Raw genomic sequence first — 17,176 nt, forward strand, 5'->3', positions numbered from 1 at the left:
CCCCCCGGGTCATGGTCGACAGGGGGCAAAAGTCATGCCGGGCCAGAAGGCCGGGAGCCCCAAGATCGGGGCCGTCTAGAAGGTAACGGGGGAAGATCCGCACCCCTTCGGGGGTTAGTAGAAGCGTGAACAATGCCGAGGTGGTCGAAGCAGTCGAGGTCGTCGTCATCGGCGCTGGTCAGGCCGGCCTGTCCAGCGCCTATCACCTGCGGCGATCCGGTTTCGAGCCGGACCGCGACTTCGTCGTGCTCGACCACTCCCCCGGGCCTGGCGGCGCCTGGCAGTTCCGGTGGCCGTCGTTGACGTACGGCAAGGTGCACGGGATGCACGCGCTGCCCGGCATGGAGCTGGCCGGCGCCGATCCCGAGCGGGCGTCGTCCGAGGTCATCGCCGAGTACTTCGACCGATACGAGCAGACCTTCGACCTGCGGGTCCGGCGCCCCGTCGACGTACGGGCCGTCCGGGAGGGCCCGGACGGGCGGCTGCTCGTCGAGAGTTCGGCGGGGACCTGGTCGACGCGGGCGCTGATCAACGCGACCGGCACCTGGGACCGGCCGTTCTGGCCGCGCTACCCCGGTCAGGAGACGTTCCGGGGGCGGCAGTTGCACACCGTCCGGTACCCCGGGCCGGAGGAGTTCGCCGGGCAGCGGGTCGTCGTGGTGGGTGGCGGGGCCTCCGGCACCCAGCACCTACTGGAGATCGCCCGGCACGCGGCGGCCACGACGTGGGTCACACGGCGCCCGCCGGTGTTCCGCGAGGGCCCCTTCAGCGAGGACGTGGGCCGGGCGGCGGTCGCGCTCGTCGAGGAGCGGGTCCGGCAGGGGCTGCCGCCGAAGAGCGTGGTCTCGGTCACCGGGCTGCCCCTGAACGACGCGATCCGGGAGGGGCTCGCGGAGGGGGTTCTGGACCGCCTGCCCATGTTCGACCGGATCACCCCGGACGGCGTGGAGTGGCAGGACGGTCGGCACGTCGACGCCGACGTCATCCTGTGGGCGACCGGATTCCGGGCCGCCATCGACCATCTGGCCCCCCTGCGCCTGCGGGAGCCGGGCGGCGGTATCCGGGTCGAGGGGACGCGCGCGGTCGCCGATCCCCGCATCCACCTGGTCGGCTACGGCCCGTCCGCCAGCACGATCGGCGCCAACCGCGCCGGGCGCGCGGCCGTACGGGACATCAGACGGCTGCTGGCGCGGGAGCCGCTGGCCGCGTGAGCTCTCGGCCGGAGGACCGGGGCCCACCGGACGACCCGACGGCCGGGCAGGCCGAGGGTCTCCGCCCGGCCACCCGCCGGCCGAGCGCACGAAGTCCGTTTGGCACGCCGTCGGCTCACTTCGTCGGCTTGGCGCTCGTCTTCTGCCGGGCGTTGAACTCGACGACGTTGCGCTGGTGTTCCGCGTAGTCGGCGGTGAAGCGGGTGTCGCCCGGCTTGACCGTGACGAAGTACAGCCAGTCGCCCGCGGCCGGATTGATCGCGGCGCGCATCGCCTCCTCGCCGGGGTTGGCGATCGGCGTGGGCGGCAGGCCCATGCGCTGGTAGGAGTTGTAGGGGCTGTCGATCCGGGTGTCGGCGTCGCTCGTCCTGAGCGTGGAGCGGTTCAGCGCGTAGTTGATGGTGGAGTCCATCTGGAGCGGCATACCGCGTTCGAGCCGGTTGTAGACGACCCTGGCCACCTTGCCCATGTCGGTCTTCGTGTTGGCCTCGGCCTGGACGATGCTCGCGATGGTGACGGCCTGGTAGACGTTCATCGCGTTGCGCTGTGCTCCGGCCGCGATCGGGGCGCCGCTGAACCTCTTGTTGGCGGTGTCGACCATGGCGGAGAGCAGGGAGTCAGGCGTCGCCTTCTTGCCGTCGCGTTCGAGCGGATACGTCGCCGGGAAGAGGTAGCCCTCGGGGTTGCCGTCGGCGTCGTTCGGCAGTTTGAGGTCGAGCTGCCCGAGGGACTTCTTGGTGGACCCGGGCGGCAGGGTGAGGGCCTTGTCGACAGCGGAGTAGACCTGGCTCGCGCGCCAGCCCTCCGGGATCACCAGCGTGGTGGGCTTCGGCTCCTTCTCACCCGGACTCAGCAGCGGCACCGCCACGGCGGTGCCGGCCACGACGGCGCCGGCGGCGATGAGAGCGATACGGCCCCGGCGCGTCAGTCGAATCGTGCTCCGTGACGGAGTGTTCAAGTGCATGCGGGCACGGTAACCCGCACATGCTCACAAACCCGGCATAACGTCACACCGTCGGCTCCAGTTGGGCGTCTCGGCGTACCAGCGCCGCATACCGCCCCTCCCGCTCCAACAACTCCTCGTGCGTACCCCGTTCCGCCACGCTCCCCGCATCGAGGACCACGATCTGGTCGGCGCCCCGAATGGTGGACAGGCGGTGCGCGATGGTGAGGGTGGTGCGGTTGGCGGACAGGGCGTCGATGGCGTCCTGGACGGCGTGTTCGGTGCGGGTGTCCAGTGCGCTGGTCGCCTCGTCGAGGATGAGCACCGGTGGGTCGCGCAGGATGGTGCGGGCGATGGCCAGGCGCTGTTTCTCACCGCCGGAGAAGCGGTGGCCGCGCTCGCCGACGACCGTGTCGTAGCCGTCGGGCAGGGACGCGATGTGGTCGTGGATCTGGGCCGCCCTCGCCGCCGTGTGCATCTCCTCTTCGGTGGCGTCCGGCTTGGCGAAACGCAGGTTGTCGGCGACCGAGGCGTGGAAGAGGTACGTCTCCTGCGAGACGACGCCGACCGCGCGGGCGAGGGTGTCGAAGTCGAGGTCGCGCACGTCGACCCCGTCGAGGGTGACCCGGCCGCCGGTCACGTCGTACAGCCGCGGCACGAGGTGGCCCAGCGTCGACTTCCCGGCGCCGGTCGGCCCGACGACCGCGAGACTGCCGCCCGCCGGGACGGTGAGGTCGATGCCGTCGAGGATCGGGCCGCTCCTGCCGTCGTACCGGAACTCGACGTTCTCGAACCGGACCTCGCCCTTGATGCCGTCGAGGTGGACGGCGTCCTCCCGCTCGGTGATGTCGACGGGCAGGTCGAGGTACTCGAAGATGCGCTGGAACAGCGCGAGCGAGGCCTGGATCTGGACGCCGGTCGACAGCAGGCTGACGGCGGGGCGGAACAGGCCCTGCTGGAGCGAGACGAAGGCGACGATCGTGCCGATCGAGACCTGCGGGCCGCCGAGTTGCAGGGCCATGCCGGCGGTCCAGTAGATGACGGCGGGCATGGCGGCCATGACGATGCCGATGACGGACATGCGCCAGCGGCCGGCCATGTTCGACCGGACTTCGAGGTCGACCAGCTGCTCGGACTCGTCGGAGAACGCCTTGGTCAGCGAGTCGGAGCGGCCCATCGTCCGGCCGAGCAGGATGCCGCTGACCGAGAGCGACTCGGTGACCGTGGCGGCCATCGCGGCCATCTGCTTCTGGCGCTGGGTGGTGATCTTCTTGCGTTCCCTGCCGACCCGGCGGCTGATCCAGACGAAGGCGGGCAGCAGGAGCAGGGACACGACCGTCAGCCGCCAGTCGAGGGCGAGCATCGCGACGATCGTGGCGACCACGCTGGTGAGGTTGGAGACCAGGGAGGTCGCCGTGGAGGTGACGGTGGCCTGCATGCCGCCGATGTCGTTGGCGATGCGGGACTGGACCTCGCCGGTGCGGGTGCGGGTGAAGAAGGCGAGCGACATGCGCTGGAGGCGGCCGTAGACGGCGGTGCGCAGGTCGTGCATGACGCGCTGGCCGACCGTCGTGGAGATCAGGGTCTGGAGCACGCCGAAGACGCTGGTCAGCACGGCACTGAGGATCATGCCGAGCGCGAGCAGGCTGAGCAGGCCGGTGCGGCCCTCGGGGATCGCGACGTCGAGGACCGCCTTGAGGAGGAAGGGCGTGGCGACGCCGACCAGCGACGAGGCGCCCACGAGGAGGCCGACGACGGCCAGGCGTCCGCGGTACGGACGGAAGAGTTTCAGGATGCGGCGCACCTGCCGGGGCTGCGGCTTCTCGTCGGCGTTCTCCGCGGCGGATGGCGTCCAGGTGGGTTCGTTGTCGGGGTGCATGGGCTCCTACGGGAGGTGTGGTGATGCGGGCTGACGGAGCTTAGCTCATTGTTACCTATACTCACAATGAACGTGGTCCTGATATTGTTCCCGCATGACCATGCCCGATCCCGACGGCCCGCTCGCCGAGCAGTTGCTGCGCTTCACCCGTCGGGTGCACCGGATCCAGAAACGGCACCTTCAGGAGTGCGGCCTCGGCGTGACCCCGGCCCAGTCCCGCCTGCTGCGCACGCTCGCGCACTATGACTCACCACCTCGGATGGCCGACCTCGCCGAGCGCCTGGAGGTCGTCCCGCGCGCCGTGACGACCCTGGTCGACGGGTTGGAGACGAGCGGGAAGGTGCGGCGGGTGCCGGACCCGACGAACCGGCGGGTGATCCGGATCGAACTCACCGACGACGGACAGGGGGCCCTGCGGGAGCTGCACGGTGCGCGCCGGTCGGCGGCGGAGGAGATTCTGGCGCCACTGACGGACGAACAGCGCTCGGTACTGGGCGGGTTGCTGGACGCGCTGATCGACGGGGCCGTCGAGCGGCGTTGTTGAGTGGCGTTGTTGAGTGGCGTTGTTGACGGGCGTTGTTGACGCGCCCTGCCGAGCGGCCTTCCTGAGGGGGCGCCGCCAAGGGGGCTGCTGAGCGGCGTCCGCCCCGACGAAACGGGCCGGGGGGGGCGGGTGGGTGTCTTTTTGGGGGGGGGTGGGGTGGGGGTGGGGGGGGGGGAGGGGGAGGGGGGAGGGGGGGTTGGGGGGGTTTTGGGGGGGGGAGAGGGGCGTCCGGGGGGGGGGGGCCGGGGGGGGCGGGGGGCAAGGGCCCCCCGCCGCTCCATGTCTTCGCCACCGCTCCGGCGGCCCCCACCCGCTCAGCGCGCAGCATCGCCAGGGCGGACAGCCAGACGAGGAAGCAACCCGACCACTCCGAGCACCAGGACCAGGCCGACGCTCACCAAGCACGACCAGGCCGCCCAACTGTCCACCGTTCCAAGCCACATGACCACACAACCGAGTCGAGCCCGACGAACAGGCCACGTCGGCAACGCCCAGGTCGGATCGAGGCGCGGCCCGGAACGCAGCGATGAAGCGTGGCTCAGGCCGGTACGGGGCTGCTGGAAACACACGTGACGCGTGCTCAGTTGGCGCCCCCGCCGTCGTGGCTGACTTTCCGTGGCTGATGCCGGGACGGTGGAGACATGGATGGCGCCCGCCGCTCGTATCACGGGTGACGAGCGGCGGGCGCTGGGGAAGCCGTACGTCCTCTCAGGACGAGTACGGCGGGCTTACTGGGGCAGCAACTCGATTTCAATGGCGAGTGCGCCGAGGGCTTCCTTCTCTGCGGGGTAGATCTCGCGAATGTTGGCGAGCTGCTGCTCACGACTCGATGCAGGGTTGACGTTCGCCGGGCCTTCACCGTCGAGCAGTTCCTCGAACGTCGAGTACTCCGTCACCCGCTTCACCAGGACGTCGCATGTCTCGTCCGTGCCCTTGATGCGGAAGCGGATCACGTCTCCGGCCGTGAGGTCTTCGAGGTGGGGGTACTTCACCCGGACCTCGATCGTCTTGTGGCCAGCGGCGACGAGATCGAAGTACCGGCGGTAGAGGTTCAGCTCGCGGACGCGAGCAGCGGCAGTTTCCGTCATGGGGCGGGAGCGCTCCTAGGTGCTGGTGTTGCGGTGGTCATCAGCCGACCAAGTTCGCCGGCCGAGTACGAGCGGAAGAAGTGGCGAGGGTCGGCGAGTAACACCTCGGTCAGGGCAAGTAGGCGGTCGACGTACTCAGTCAACGAACCCGGCCATTCTCGGGTGTCGAGCATCCACGGCGCTGCCCCTTCGGGCAGGGACGCGCGGCCCTCCCGGATGAGGGACTTGGACAGCTTCGCGCCCGTGTCCGTGACCACCTGGGGGCAGAACAGCCGGGCTGGCAGCTGTCCACGCGTGAGGCCGACAGCCTGTAGGGCGCCGTCGACGAGGAGGCAACCAGGCATCCAGTCACTGCCCTTGACCATGACGTGCAGAGTGCCGGCCGCTCCCGTGATGGCCAGTTCCTTGACCAGGTTCCGGTACAGCGTGGCCAGGTCCAGGTAACCGCCGTTCGTCGGTTCGATGACGACCTCGTAGGCGCCATGGTGCAGGCACACGGCCGAGATGGTCGCTCGTTCGAAGCCGTCGACACGGACATGGGTTCGTTCGGCGTACTTCTCGGCCCACCCACAGCCCGGCCGTGGGCAGGGGACACGGACGTGCGGAACGCCGGACGACGGAGACAGGTACCAGCGGGCGGCGTCCATTCGAGGCAGCACCCGCAGCCAGGTACGGCGGAAGTACTCGCCCGCCTGCTGCTGGCTGTAGGTCTCGACGGAGTACGGCACGGCCAAACGCTCCGACAGGGCCGTGAACAGCGGGCGGTACAGACTGTCGACCTGCTCCGCGATGCCAGCCGCGCCCAGGGCGTGAGCGTAAGCGCGCTGATAGCGGTGACCGGTCTCCTCGTCAGTGACGATGGCGTACGGAGCGTTGTCCAGGGCGCCGAACTGGACTTCGGCCGGCACCTCGAACCTCTCCCGGATACGGGCCGCAGTGGCAAACGTGAGCGACTGGACCAGTGACGTCCCGATGTGCGGTGCTCCGTTGATCTGCGTTCCCACCACGAACACGATCCGCTCCGGAGCCACATTGACGATGTGCGGCCTGAGCAGGTCCTCAGCGCTCGTGAGCGCGTTGGCCAGCACGGTGTTCGGCGATACGGGATAGGTGGTCACCGCGTCTTCCCCTCGGTAGATGGGCAGGACTGCGCCGCAGAGCGACGAGTGTGCGTTGAGCGGTAGAGCTCCGGTTGGGCGTTGAGCCCGCCCCGCGCCGGGGGGTAACCAGGAAGGACGCGGGGGCGGGGGGCATCACGGCGTGCGCCGTCCCCGTGGCCTCCGGTGGCGGCCCTTCCCCGTCGAGGAATGGGGTGGGCACCCGGACGGGACCGGGGCTTGCGGGAGTGCCGGGCGGCGTGTGGGCAGCGGATACACCCGGAGGGAGTACCGGGCGTCGTAGTCCGTCACGGTGAACACGAACGCGCGGCCTGTGGCGAGAGCGCGTAACGCGTGCTCGTAAGCCTGGTCGTTGTCGGCCCACGCGCGCAGTTCGCCATCAGGGCGAGGAACGTCCGGCTGTGTGGTGACGAGAGACGTGTCCTGGAGGAACACGGCCTCGGGATCCGGGGACAGCAGCCGGGCGAGGCGGTATGCCTGGGCGCGTAGCCAGCGGGTGGCGAGACGCGGGGACCGGCCGCGGTAGGTGGCGAGCAGAACCTCGCGGGTGCCGCTGAGATCGTGGGCCGTCGCCTCACAGCGGAAGGCGACGGGCGGCGGCATCGGGGGACGTGCAGAGGTCGGCGGAGCGAGCATCAGCACGGCCTGCCTCACCGCTCATGCTCCCGAGCCGACTTTTGCTCATGCTCCCGAGCCGTTTGCCTCGCCCCGATCAGCTTGCCGAGCTGGCTGTAGTACAGCTCAACTTGCGCCGGGGTGAGCACGAGCATCGTGTCGCAGGTGCCGCCGTCCTCGTAGTGCACGGTGACCGCTAGCGCAGACTGCTGTGCGCGATGGTCGTAGACGGCGTCCCGCTGCATGGGGGTGACATGCGTGACCGGCACGGGCACGGGGCGCAAGGTCTGTCCGTCGGACCTGGCCCGCCAGTCCTCACCACCGCCAGGCGGACGCAGTTGGTACGACGCAGAGCTTTCGCTCGGCAGGGCGACGCACACGCCGATCTTTCCGCCCTTGGCGAGGTCGAGAGCGAGGTCGCCAAGGCGAGGGTGAAACGGGGCGCCAGGGATTAACTCGGCGCCCCGCGCGGGAAGTTGCTTCGAGGTCTGTTCGGCCATGCCTCGAAGCTATGAAGGTCTCCATGGCCCAATATGAACCGCAGGAATACGACCCTCATCCGTCGAGGTGGAAGCGGTCTGACATGCGGCGCAACTGCTCACGGGTGCCGGCCCGCTCGGCGTACACGATGCTGCGCAGGGTGGACCGGGCGATGGGGTGGTTGCGGACGAGCTGGGGGGCGATGCGCTCGGCCTTCTCCAGTTGCTTCAGCGCCTTGTCGCGGTTCCCGTCCCACAGCCAAGCGCGGGCCAGGTCCATGTGGTGATGCCCTTGACGGGAGTTGGGAAGCGACTCGACCAGGGCCTTGCTCGTGCGCCGGTCTATCGACAGGGCCTCGCGTTGCTCATGCATCTCCAGAGCGACGCTGATCGCGTGGATCTGCACGTTGCCCGGCGAGAAGGTCGTGCTGTGGCGGTCGTAGACCGGAGGGCCGACGGCTTCTGTCATCCGCTTGGCCGCACCCCGCGCGTGCTTGATCCGGTCCTTCGCTTCGGCCTTGCGACCACTCCGTGCAGCCGAGACGGCCGCGCGCAGTTGCAGGGACCCCCACGCCCGTACGGCCAGCGGTTCACCCTGGTCATACTCTTGCTGCACGCTGCGGATCGCTTTGTCAGACAGGGCAATGGCGTCGTCCCAGTCCGCCGTGGCCCACATATCCCAGACACGCATCCAGTCGGCGATGGCAGGCATGACAGCGTCGCCGGACAGCCGGGCAGACCAAGCGGCCCGCTCACACGCCATGGCGATCAGCTCACCGTGACCAAGCGCGTGCGCGGAGGTGTGGGCGAACTTGCAGCACACGGCGTAGATCGAGAACGCCTCTTCCCGTTCATGCCCCGTGGAGACCTCGGCGAGGGCACGTGCCTCACGGAACAGGTCGGGGAGAACCTCCATGATCGCCACGTTGGCGGCAGCGTCACGCAGGCGGTGAAGACGAGTGGTTTCCTGCCAGAGCTGGCGCGCGGGGCGGGGCGTTCCGTCGAAGACGGGGGTGAGGTCGTAGCGACGCAGTTCGCGCATGATGGCTGCGGCCGAGACCTGCCACTGATTCTCTGCCGGGGAGCTGTTGTACGGCCGCCCGATCAGGTCGTTCGGGTGTACGTGCAGCTCCGAGGCGATCAGGTTGAGCAGGCCGACACGGTCCAGCTCGATGTGTCCGCGTTCCATCTTCGAGACCCACCCCTGCGTTTTGCCCAGAGGGGCAGCGAGGTCGGCCTGAGTCTTGCCGAGACGGAGCCGTGCGCGGCGTACACGACGGCCGATCTCTTCGGCTTCTTCCAGCATCAGCGCGCCCTCCTATCGGTGAGGCGCCGGCGGTCCAGAGGGCGGCGAGGCATCGTGCTCCATCCGTCGGGGCTTCTACCCTTGACGGTACCCAGGCCGCGCGCCGCGTGTGCAGTGCTACAGGTCAGGAAGTGCTCAGAACGAGCGAGGACGCCCCTGCATCAGGCATCACAGGGACCCGAAGGTGACGGCAACCCTGACGGCAACGACGGCACACAGAGACCGTCGGTCGCCACTGTCAACGATCAGTTCAGGAGAAGGCGGAGCCCTCTCCCAACGGGTTGCCCGATCCTACGGATCAGAAGGTTGCAGGTTCGAATCCTGCCGAGTGCACACAGGTCAAAGCCCCCTCGGGATCATTCCGGAGGGGGCTTTTTCGTGCCGTGCAGCAGCGAAGTACAGCAACCGTGTCAGCCGCTACCGCCCATGGCGTCGGACAGCTTGCCGATCGTGGCGGGCACTTCCTCCTCGCTGGCTTCGGGGTAGACCTCCATCGTCATTGCGATCTGAGAATGCCTCAGGATTCGTTGCGCCACCTTCGGGTGCACCTTGAGCGCGACCAGGAGCGAGCTGCACGTGTGCCGGGTGTTCCGCAGCGGGATGACCCGGACCCCGGCGCGGCGAGCCCGCAGGGCGAACATGCGGTGAGGTTGCCCGGCTCGATCGGGGTGCCGTACTTCAGGCCGCGAACAGGTGATCACTGATTGCCCTGGGCGCAGCACTGACAGGTGGCCGCGAGCTGGTTGATCCACTCGCGTACGTCACGGACCGTGAGCTTGTCGATTCGCTTCGCACCAAGGTGAGGGTTGATGTAGAGCCGCACGGACCCCTCGTACGAGACGTACGTCAGCGGCGCGAGGTTCGGCTTGACGATCTCGTTGAGCCAGTACGTGAGGAAGGCAGCAAGGGTGCGTGCCGAGTGGCCACCGGCCCCTTCTTGGCCTCGATGTGGAGCTTGATCCACTTGTCGTGTCGACCCAGACGTACGTGGCGAAGCTGTTTTTCAGGGCAGGACGCGGCGGTTACGGCCATCCTTGATGGAGCGGATCTCTCCCGTCAGGACCAGCATCTTGGTCTTGGAGAGGCCGTAGCCGAGCATCTCAGCGAGCGGAGGCGGTGGGATTTGAACCCACGGTGACATCGCTGCCACGACGGTTTCAGGACCGTGTACGGGGCGACTCTCCCAAGGCGTCGAGTGCGCCCACGGCCGTGTGGATATGAGCCGGGCCGCGACGCAACCGTTCTCCCGCGCACCACCAGGACAGTCGCTCCTGCGCATCCTCCGTCAGATGCATGCCCAGGCCATGCTCGGGGCACAGGGGCCACGCCTGCCACAGAAGCTCCATGACGGTCTCCTGCGCGGCATCGGCGACGCTCGCCAGTGCAGAGGCAAGGCTGTCCTGTGAGTTCGGGTCCAGGTGATTGCCGTGCCACTCACCGTTGGCCATGGCGACGTAGACGTTCTCCGGCTCATCCGCATCGCAGGACGGAAGGGCGAGCAGTTGCAGGGGGTCCAGCCGGGGAAGCGTCACCGCCAGGTCCCGGTTCAGAAGGGCGAGAGCCTGGTCCCACACCAGGTACTCGCCCGGCGAGACGCGGCGAGGCTCGGGAGGGTCGAAAAGAGCGCACATGAGCACCATCCTCCGCCACGCCAGGGACAGCTCCAATTACTCAGCTGTGGCCGGACACTTCCGTGATCATGCGGGCGTCGGCGTCCGGGTGAGACGGGAACTGAGACGGCGGCACGGGGGTGGCTGCTTCACTCTTCCCCAGGAGGGATGAGGCGATCGGCGCTCTCCGCGTCGTCCACATGTCCGTGGGCGTCGACGGTGATCGGGGTGGCTCGTCCCTTCGACGTGATCAGCCATGCAAGCACCTGCTCGGTCACGGGCCCGCTGTCGGGCCCCTCGTCCTTCCAGTACGCGCGCCAGCCGCCTCCGGGGAGGGCGGACACGACCCGGTCGGCTCGCTCCAGGTGGGAGAAGTCCGGGTAGTCAGTGACTGGCCGTCGGCTGCCGCCCTGGGGATCGACGACGAGGGCCACGCCCGTCGCGTCGTCCCAGGCGTCCACGTCCACGGTCCGACCGATCGCCGTCTCGGTGCCGGTGAAGATCGCGAGCCAACCTGTCCCGTTGAAGTAACGCATGCGGTCATCGTCCAGGACGGAGGCCGACGGCATCGTGCGTTCAAGGCACGGGGGAGAGCATCAGGGGACTTTCATGGAAGTCCCGCCGGAGTCGTACACCTGACCGTTGATGGCATTCACGCGGTACGTTTCGCCTGGGTCCGGAAGCTGAGTCGCATTTCCCTGCTTGTCTGTGTTCTGTGTCAGGTTCACGAGCCAGTGTGGTGCCCACGTGCCGTCCTGTTCCACGGCTTTGACGGTGAAGGCTTTGACTTCAAGTGTGGCGTCAGTGGTCTCGTTGGCCCGCAGGCGTTCGGTTACCGCCTTGATGACCGCGTTCTCAGCCTGCTTGGCGTCGAGCTTGGCCTTGGGGAGTTTCACGTGGGTCGGCCCGAGGGTGACGTCGATCTGAGAGACGTTTCCGGCTCTGTCGACTTGGACGTCCAGCATCCTGGGCATCAGGACGCCGCTGTGGGTCCATCGCCAGTTGGTCATCCAGCCCAGCTGGGCTTTCTCACCCACGGGGAACGTCTGTTGCACATTCGCGTCCTTCGCCCACGGGTAGTGCTGCTGGGCGTACGACCGCGCCACCTGATTGGCCTCCTGGTCGGTGGAGGGCGCCTTGGCTCCTGTTACCGGGTAGCCCATGACGGTAGGGCGATCGCTGCCTTCCAGCAGCACATTGAGGTGCTTGCCATCCGGCCAGGAGAGGCTGCCGTTGCCCAATGCCTCGCTATGGCCCTTCTCGCGGCTGTACAGATTGAAGATGATGTTCCTGCACGGCAGGTCCACGCACGGCTGCTCATACAACTGGCCGATCGCGTACCGGTCACCGAACGCCTCCTTCACGGCGTTCTCGACGGCTCGCTTCTGGTCGGGGCCGGAGGCGGAGAGGCCGGTGCCGTCCACGTTCGTGAACTCCAGCATCGGCCGCGCGACTCCCGATCCGAGGAGCAGAAACGCGACGGAGGCGATGAGTGCCCCTTTCAGGCCGGCCCGCCAGTCGAGCGATCGGCGCACCGTGAGCACGGTCGCAGCGACGGCCAGCCCCACCAGCCCGCCGATGATGTTCATCTCGGCGTCCGAGCTGTCACACACGCGGCCCAGGCCGTCCACAGTGGCCTGGGTGAACTCGATCCCCAGGGGCAGGACGACGACCCCGACCAGGACGGGCAGCGGACGACGCGCGGCCATCAGAGCGAAGAGGCCGACGGGCACCGTCAGGGCGAGGTTCCACACCCCTTGCGTCGTGTGGAAGGGCTCGCCGAACTGATGGTTGAGGACGCATGAGGGCGGCCCACCACACGCCGTAAGTGCTGCTGCTGCCCAGCCTGCGGGCGAGCGCCCATGCCCCGCCACCGAGAAGGAGGGCGATCAGTGTGCAGGCGGCCAGGTAGCCGACTTCGTGTTGGACCCCCTTTGCCAAGCCTTGGGTCGGCGGGGGAGATAGGGGTAACTCGCGGCTGCGGCCCACTTGTTGGTGGACAGTCGCTCTGTCTCCCGATTCGTCGTTACTGGATCTCCGGGTGCGGGTAATGCCCCGGTACTTTCGATCTGGGGGGACCGAAGTGGCCGAGATGTTCGGGGTGATCGCGTCCATCGGTGTGGTGGCGTCTTTGCTTGTGTCGGCTTGGCAGACGCGTGAGCTCACACGGCAGACAGCGATCAGCAACGGCGTCGCGGGTGCGGCCGCGATCTACAACGGCATGGAACGGCTGCACCACGTCGAGAGCCTGATCGCGGCACAACCCGAGTTGCATGTCTGCTTCTTCGGGGGTGCTGGTCTGCCGAGGCAGGAGGACGCGCGTGCCCGGGTTCTTCTCATCGCCGCCATGCTGGCCGACACGGTGAACTACGGCCTGATGATCAACGCGCTCAACCCGGAGATGAAGGGGTATCGGGGGTGGCAGTCCTTCGCCCTGAGGCTGCGCGATTCGGCTCCCGTCCTGGTTCATGTGGTGAACGAGCATCCACATTGGTGGCCGGCGCTCTCCTCGCACTGGGCAGCCCACCCGGCGACGGGAGGCTGACCCGGCGGAGAGTGCCGTCGGCGGTGCTGGTCCCCCGTCGGCTAGTCCAGGATTCCCAACTCGTTGTCAGGGCGGCAGAACGCGCACGGTTCGATGTTGGGGTCGGTGAGGGCGACGCGGGCCTCGTGGGTCCGGATCGGGTGGGCGGTGCCTTCGGTCATCGTGCAGGCGGTCGTGTGGATGAGGGCGGGTTCCGGACCGTCGGGTGTGCGTTTCTGCTGGACGACGAACGAGCTGGGGCGGCGGTCGGTGCCTCGGTCAGGTGATGGCGTCGGCCGGTGTCGCCGAGGAGGTTCGGGGCGTGCCCGCGGGGAGCGGGGGAGCTCCTCGGTACCGGCGAGTGCCGCACGTACCGCGTCGCTCTGAAGGCGCAGGTAGATGCCCACCGTCTCGTTCTCGGCGATCCGGTCCTCGAGGAAGGCCAGGATCGCCCGGAGCCGTCGTGGGTCAGGCGGTAGCGCGGCCATCGCCCGTACCGGTGTCGCCCGCGGTGGAGTTCCTCACCTCCAGCTCCCTTCCCCGCGGCCCAGGGTCCGCAGCTCCCACCACGCGGCTGGTGTTCTGCCGTCCTTCTGCCAGTAGGGGTGGAAGAGAACCGTGGTCGACAGCTTGTTCAGGCGCCGGCGCAGCTCGGTTCGGCCGGGCCGTTCGGCGAGCTGGTGGTAGGTGTGGCTCCACTCCTGCTGTGCCTGGACGAGATCGTCGGGGAACGGTCGCATGGCCATGGCTGAATTCAATCATGTGTTCGATTTTTTCCACCATCGGCATCGGCATCGGCGTCGGCACCGCCGTCGCTCCCGCGGCGCCCGCCGTCAGGCGATGAGCGGGCCTGCCACCTTCAGTTCGTCGTGGTCGATCAGCCAGCGCACGGACTCGAGCACGGCGGCCTCCGGTTCGTAGCGCGGTGCGTAGGCGAGGCGGGTCCTGGCCTTCTCGATGGTGAGGCAGTGGCTGCGGTGGAGGTGCTCCCAGCTGCTCCCGGCGTGCTCGGGGGACGTGGTCCGGCGGAAGTCTTCCCAGGTCACCGGGTCCAGCGACGCGGTCTGTCCGAACCAGCCGGCCGCGATACCGGCGAAGCCGCGGACGTTCAGTGCGGCGGGGGCGACGACGTTGAAGTCCTCTCCCGCTGCCGCGTCCCGGTGCCGGATGGCCTGTTCGAAGGCCTGTGCGACGTCGTCGGCGTGCACGTGGTGCATCAGTTCGGCGCCGGTGCCGGGGATCTGTAGTGGCCGGCCGGCGGAGAGGGCGAACCAGACGGCGGGGTCCAGGTTTCCCAGGGGGCCGATCGGGTGCCAGCCGGGGCCGACGATGTGCCCGGGGTGCAGGGACGTGGTCACCAGGCCGCCGGAAGCGGTCTCCTCCTTCAGCATCCGGGCGATCCGGTCCTTCTGGATGCCGTACTCCCCGACCGGGGCGGTGCCCGTGCTCTCGGAGATCGGCAGTTTGTCGCTGGGGCCGTAGCGCCACAGGGTTCCGCAGTGCAGCAGGTGTCCGACCTCGCCGCGGAGGCGTTCGACCAGTGCGGTGGCCGACTCCACGGTGAAGCAGACCAGGTCGACGACGGCGTCCGGGGTCAGTGCCGCCACCCTGTCGCCGAAAGTGCCCTCGCTGTCCTCCCGCTCCCGGTCGGCGGCGACGTGGCGCACCTGCTGCCATTCGGGAGCATCGGCGTAGGCGGTGCGGGTGCCGCGGCTGATGCTGATCACTTCGTGGCCGGCCCGTACCAGCCGGGGGACGAGAAAGGTGCCGATGTGGCCGCTCCCGCCGACGACGACGATGCGCATGCTGGTCCAATCAACGTCGGATCGATGTCGGATCAATGGTGGGCCGATGCCGGGGCGGTGTGGGGGCGATGTCGGATTACTGGTGGATCACAGCCACGGCCGCGTCCCCGGTCAGGAACCCGCGTCCCCCGCTCAGGAACCCGCGTCCCCGGCCACCGGCCCGCGCCGTTCCGTGCGTACGTCGGGTGGCTGGTCCGGGACGAGTTGGGTCAGTGCCTCCGTCAGGTCGTCGCAGGCCCCCTGGAGTGCCCGGAGGGTCTGGTTCCGTTCGGTGATGACCGCCGAGAGCAGCAGGGCCGTCAGCGCCACCGTGCCGTTGAAGGCCTGGAGGATGACCATCTTGGCGAGGAGGTCGTGGCCGGAGAAGGGGCCCGAGCCGACGGCGCCCGCGTAGATCGCGATGAGGGAGGCGATCAGCGCGCAGGGCGCGGCGCCGATGAGCTGGAAGCGGAAGGCCGCCCAGGCCAGGAAGGGGACGACGAGGAAGAGGAGGTTGATCGAGGTGCGGGTCGCCACCAGGGTGACCGCGGCCGTGCCGCCGAGCAGGACCAGTGCCTCGGCCCAGCGCAGCACGGGCGAGCCGCGGGGCAGGCGGGCGGTGCGGGCGGCCAGCAGGAGCGGCGTGATGAAGAGGACCCCCATGGCGTCGCCGGTCCACCACACCGACCAGGTCGGCCAGAAGTCGTGGGCCGTGAGCGCTCCGGAGGCCACCAGGACACCGGTGCCGATCGTCGCGCTGACCAGCATCCCGGCCAGGGCCCCCAGGAAGACCAGGGCGAGCGCGTCCTGGAGCCGGTCGAGAGCGATGCGGAACCCCACGCGTCGCAGGAGGAGGAAGGCGAAGACCGGGGCGATCGTGTTGCTCGCCGCGATGGCGAGGACGGGGAGGACCGACGGCCCCAGCGTCACGTTCACCACGAACGCCCCGAGCGCGATGGCCGGCCACATCCGAAGGCCCCACAGCATCAGGGCGACCAGGGCGATACCGGTGGGCGGCCAGAACGGCGTGACCTGACCGCGTACCAGCTGCTGTTCGAGACCGAGCTTGGCGCTGCCGTAATAGGCGGCGGTCACGGCCGCGAGCCTGAGGCCCTCGGCGCTGTACCGCCGGAGCCGCGCACCGGGCGCCGTCTCAGTCATCCCAGGTCGCCGCTTCCCGAACGTTCCCCGAGCGCTCCGTAACGCAGGACGAGGACCGCGGCGTCATCGTTGTGGCCGGTGAGGTCCGCCACCTTGATCACCTGGCCGGCCAGTTCGTCCGGGTCGGTGCAGCAGCCGCCGCCGACCAGGTCGGCCACCTTCTTCAGGCCGTCCTCGATCGGGTACTCGGGGCCCTCGACCACACCGTCGGTGAACAGCACGAACGCGCCCGCGTCGGTCAGCAGCCGGCGGGACGACGGGTAGTGCTCGCCGGCGTGGATGCCCAGCGGCAGGCCGCCCTCGTTCAGCACGATCTCGCAGCGGCCGTCGGTCGTGGCCCAGACGGCCGGGACGTGTCCGGCGCGGGCGTCGCACAGCTCCCCGGTGGCCGGGTCGAAGCGCAGGAACGAGCAGGTCACGAAGAGCTCGGTGGCCATCGAGACGAGGAGGTCGTTGGTGCGCCCGAGCACCTCCGCCGGGTCGGTGGTGGCGGTCGCGACGGCGCGCAGACAGGTCCGCACCTGCCCCATGAGTGCCGCGGCCTCCACGTCGTGGCCCTGGACGTCCCCGATCGCGAACCCCACCGAGCCGTCCGGCATCACGAAGCCGTCGTACCAGTCGCCCCCGATGTCCAGCCCGACCCGTGCGGGCGTGTACCGTCCGGCCGCCTGGAGGCACGGCAGATCAGGCAGCTCCGCGGCGAGGACCTGGCGCTGGAGCGCGGCGGCGAGCTCGACGCGTGCCTGCTGGAACTTGATCTGGTCCAGGATCCGGCCGGTGAGATCCCCGAGCTTCTGCAGCAGCTCTCTGGTGGCACTGGCCGAATCGGTGCGGCGATGGGCCATGGCATCACACCCCGGGTTCGTGCGGAGCGCCGCGCCATATGCGGCGTTTTCACGGTACCCCGGTGACGG

18 protein-coding genes and 1 pseudogene are annotated in these 17,176 nt (G+C 68.8%); 3 read left to right on the forward strand and 16 right to left on the reverse strand.

The genetic code is table 11. The annotated features are described in order from the left end of the window. The first annotated feature begins 125 nt into the window (after nucleotides 1-125). The gene (locus ACFU95_RS36325) at nucleotides 126-1,211 is read left to right on the forward strand and encodes an NAD(P)-binding domain-containing protein (protein WP_383837099.1); all 1,086 of its coding nucleotides are present in this window, start codon (nucleotides 126-128) and stop codon (nucleotides 1,209-1,211) included. A gap of 115 nt (nucleotides 1,212-1,326) precedes the next feature. Here the strand turns inward: ACFU95_RS36325 and mltG are convergent, their stop codons facing one another. Beyond that, nucleotides 1,327-2,175, reverse strand: a complete 849-nt coding sequence (mltG, locus tag ACFU95_RS36330; RefSeq protein WP_383837101.1) for an endolytic transglycosylase MltG — start codon at nucleotides 2,173-2,175, stop codon at nucleotides 1,327-1,329. Nucleotides 2,176-2,218: 43 nt separating this feature from the next. Next, a complete protein-coding gene (locus tag ACFU95_RS36335) occupies nucleotides 2,219-4,033 on the reverse strand; it encodes an ABC transporter ATP-binding protein (RefSeq protein WP_383837104.1) in 1,815 nt (604 codons plus the stop codon). 94 nt (nucleotides 4,034-4,127) lie between these two features. Between ACFU95_RS36335 and ACFU95_RS36340 the strand changes: the two genes are divergently transcribed. Continuing rightward, entirely contained in the window at nucleotides 4,128-4,577 is a 450-nt protein-coding gene (locus ACFU95_RS36340; protein WP_383837106.1) for a MarR family winged helix-turn-helix transcriptional regulator, read from the forward strand. A gap of 728 nt (nucleotides 4,578-5,305) precedes the next feature. On the opposite strand, the gene ACFU95_RS36345 is transcribed toward ACFU95_RS36340, so the two are convergent. The 9 genes and pseudogenes from ACFU95_RS36345 to ACFU95_RS36385 all read right to left on the reverse strand — a co-directional run bounded on the left by ACFU95_RS36345 (nucleotide 5,306) and on the right by ACFU95_RS36385 (nucleotide 12,547). Next, nucleotides 5,306-5,665, reverse strand: a complete 360-nt coding sequence (locus ACFU95_RS36345; RefSeq protein ID WP_383837109.1) for an ASCH domain-containing protein — start codon at nucleotides 5,663-5,665, stop codon at nucleotides 5,306-5,308. Next, on the reverse strand, nucleotides 5,662-6,783 hold the full coding sequence (locus ACFU95_RS36350; protein ID WP_383837111.1) for a hypothetical protein: 1,122 nt from the start codon (nucleotides 6,781-6,783) through the stop codon (nucleotides 5,662-5,664). The genes ACFU95_RS36345 and ACFU95_RS36350 overlap by 4 nt, the downstream gene beginning before the upstream one ends. 135 nt (nucleotides 6,784-6,918) lie before the next feature. After that, entirely contained in the window at nucleotides 6,919-7,437 is a 519-nt protein-coding gene (locus ACFU95_RS36355; RefSeq protein WP_383837114.1) for a hypothetical protein, read from the reverse strand. Further along, nucleotides 7,434-7,898, reverse strand: a complete 465-nt coding sequence (locus tag ACFU95_RS36360) for a hypothetical protein (protein ID WP_383837117.1) — start codon at nucleotides 7,896-7,898, stop codon at nucleotides 7,434-7,436. Before ACFU95_RS36360 ends, ACFU95_RS36355 begins: the two co-directional genes overlap by 4 nt. A gap of 55 nt (nucleotides 7,899-7,953) precedes the next feature. Then, nucleotides 7,954-9,183, reverse strand: coding sequence for a helix-turn-helix domain-containing protein (locus ACFU95_RS36365; RefSeq protein ID WP_383837120.1), 1,230 nt, complete (start codon nucleotides 9,181-9,183; stop codon nucleotides 7,954-7,956). 410 nt (nucleotides 9,184-9,593) lie between these two features. After that, nucleotides 9,594-10,155 (reverse strand): annotated as a pseudogene (locus ACFU95_RS36370) (site-specific integrase); the annotation flags it as partial. A 185-nt stretch (nucleotides 10,156-10,340) separates the two neighbouring features. Continuing rightward, nucleotides 10,341-10,814 (reverse strand): hypothetical protein, encoded by a 474-nt coding sequence (locus tag ACFU95_RS36375; RefSeq protein ID WP_383837123.1) that lies wholly within the window; start codon nucleotides 10,812-10,814, stop codon nucleotides 10,341-10,343. Between the two features lie 128 nt (nucleotides 10,815-10,942). Further along, nucleotides 10,943-11,329: a hypothetical protein gene (locus tag ACFU95_RS36380; protein ID WP_383837126.1), complete on the reverse strand. Its 387-nt coding sequence runs from the start codon at nucleotides 11,327-11,329 to the stop codon at nucleotides 10,943-10,945. A 60-nt stretch (nucleotides 11,330-11,389) separates the two neighbouring features. Then, complete coding sequence (locus tag ACFU95_RS36385; protein WP_383837129.1) at nucleotides 11,390-12,547, reverse strand: VanZ family protein; 1,158 nt, start codon at nucleotides 12,545-12,547, stop codon at nucleotides 11,390-11,392. A 329-nt stretch (nucleotides 12,548-12,876) separates the two neighbouring features. Here ACFU95_RS36385 and ACFU95_RS36390 point away from each other — a divergent pair, with 329 nt between their 5' ends. After that, nucleotides 12,877-13,338 (forward strand): hypothetical protein, encoded by a 462-nt coding sequence (locus tag ACFU95_RS36390; RefSeq protein WP_383837132.1) that lies wholly within the window; start codon nucleotides 12,877-12,879, stop codon nucleotides 13,336-13,338. Nucleotides 13,339-13,379: 41 nt separating this feature from the next. Here ACFU95_RS36390 and ACFU95_RS36395 read toward each other — a convergent pair whose 3' ends face one another. From ACFU95_RS36395 to ACFU95_RS36415, 5 genes are all read right to left on the reverse strand, one after another. Next, on the reverse strand, nucleotides 13,380-13,805 hold the full coding sequence (locus ACFU95_RS36395) for a DUF6233 domain-containing protein (protein WP_383837135.1): 426 nt from the start codon (nucleotides 13,803-13,805) through the stop codon (nucleotides 13,380-13,382). A 33-nt stretch (nucleotides 13,806-13,838) separates the two neighbouring features. After that, entirely contained in the window at nucleotides 13,839-14,063 is a 225-nt protein-coding gene (locus tag ACFU95_RS36400; RefSeq protein WP_383837138.1) for a hypothetical protein, read from the reverse strand. Between the two features lie 87 nt (nucleotides 14,064-14,150). Further along, a complete protein-coding gene (locus ACFU95_RS36405; RefSeq protein ID WP_383837141.1) occupies nucleotides 14,151-15,122 on the reverse strand; it encodes an NAD-dependent epimerase/dehydratase family protein in 972 nt (323 codons plus the stop codon). Between the two features lie 132 nt (nucleotides 15,123-15,254). Continuing rightward, complete coding sequence (locus ACFU95_RS36410; protein WP_383837144.1) at nucleotides 15,255-16,262, reverse strand: MASE1 domain-containing protein; 1,008 nt, start codon at nucleotides 16,260-16,262, stop codon at nucleotides 15,255-15,257. After that, nucleotides 16,259-17,107 carry a PP2C family protein-serine/threonine phosphatase gene (locus ACFU95_RS36415; protein WP_383837147.1) on the reverse strand — a complete coding sequence of 283 codons (849 nt, stop codon included), beginning with the start codon at nucleotides 17,105-17,107 and terminating at the stop codon, nucleotides 16,259-16,261. The genes ACFU95_RS36410 and ACFU95_RS36415 overlap by 4 nt, the downstream gene beginning before the upstream one ends. Between the last annotated feature and the right edge of the window lie 69 nt (nucleotides 17,108-17,176).

Source organism: Streptomyces sp. NPDC057623 (assembly GCF_042800355.1).
Classification (GTDB): domain Bacteria; phylum Actinomycetota; class Actinomycetes; order Streptomycetales; family Streptomycetaceae; genus Streptomyces.

What these genes read in the sequence shown, in the direction of transcription:
- mltG (WP_383837101.1), bottom strand. Translation starts at nt 2,175, where the DNA reads ATGCACTTGAACACTCCGTCACGGAGCACGATTCGACTGACGCGCCGG.
- ACFU95_RS36335 (WP_383837104.1), bottom strand. Translation starts at nt 4,033, where the DNA reads ATGCACCCCGACAACGAACCCACCTGGACGCCATCCGCCGCGGAGAAC.
- ACFU95_RS36340 (WP_383837106.1), top strand. Translation starts at nt 4,128, where the DNA reads ATGACCATGCCCGATCCCGACGGCCCGCTCGCCGAGCAGTTGCTGCGC.
- ACFU95_RS36345 (WP_383837109.1), bottom strand. Translation starts at nt 5,665, where the DNA reads ATGACGGAAACTGCCGCTGCTCGCGTCCGCGAGCTGAACCTCTACCGC.
- ACFU95_RS36360 (WP_383837117.1), bottom strand. Translation starts at nt 7,898, where the DNA reads ATGGCCGAACAGACCTCGAAGCAACTTCCCGCGCGGGGCGCCGAGTTA.
- ACFU95_RS36365 (WP_383837120.1), bottom strand. Translation starts at nt 9,183, where the DNA reads ATGCTGGAAGAAGCCGAAGAGATCGGCCGTCGTGTACGCCGCGCACGG.
- ACFU95_RS36375 (WP_383837123.1), bottom strand. Translation starts at nt 10,814, where the DNA reads ATGTGCGCTCTTTTCGACCCTCCCGAGCCTCGCCGCGTCTCGCCGGGC.
- ACFU95_RS36380 (WP_383837126.1), bottom strand. Translation starts at nt 11,329, where the DNA reads ATGCGTTACTTCAACGGGACAGGTTGGCTCGCGATCTTCACCGGCACC.
- ACFU95_RS36395 (WP_383837135.1), bottom strand. Translation starts at nt 13,805, where the DNA reads ATGGCCGCGCTACCGCCTGACCCACGACGGCTCCGGGCGATCCTGGCC.
- ACFU95_RS36400 (WP_383837138.1), bottom strand. Translation starts at nt 14,063, where the DNA reads ATGGCCATGCGACCGTTCCCCGACGATCTCGTCCAGGCACAGCAGGAG.
- ACFU95_RS36405 (WP_383837141.1), bottom strand. Translation starts at nt 15,122, where the DNA reads ATGCGCATCGTCGTCGTCGGCGGGAGCGGCCACATCGGCACCTTTCTC.
- ACFU95_RS36410 (WP_383837144.1), bottom strand. Translation starts at nt 16,262, where the DNA reads ATGACTGAGACGGCGCCCGGTGCGCGGCTCCGGCGGTACAGCGCCGAG.
- ACFU95_RS36415 (WP_383837147.1), bottom strand. Translation starts at nt 17,107, where the DNA reads ATGGCCCATCGCCGCACCGATTCGGCCAGTGCCACCAGAGAGCTGCTG.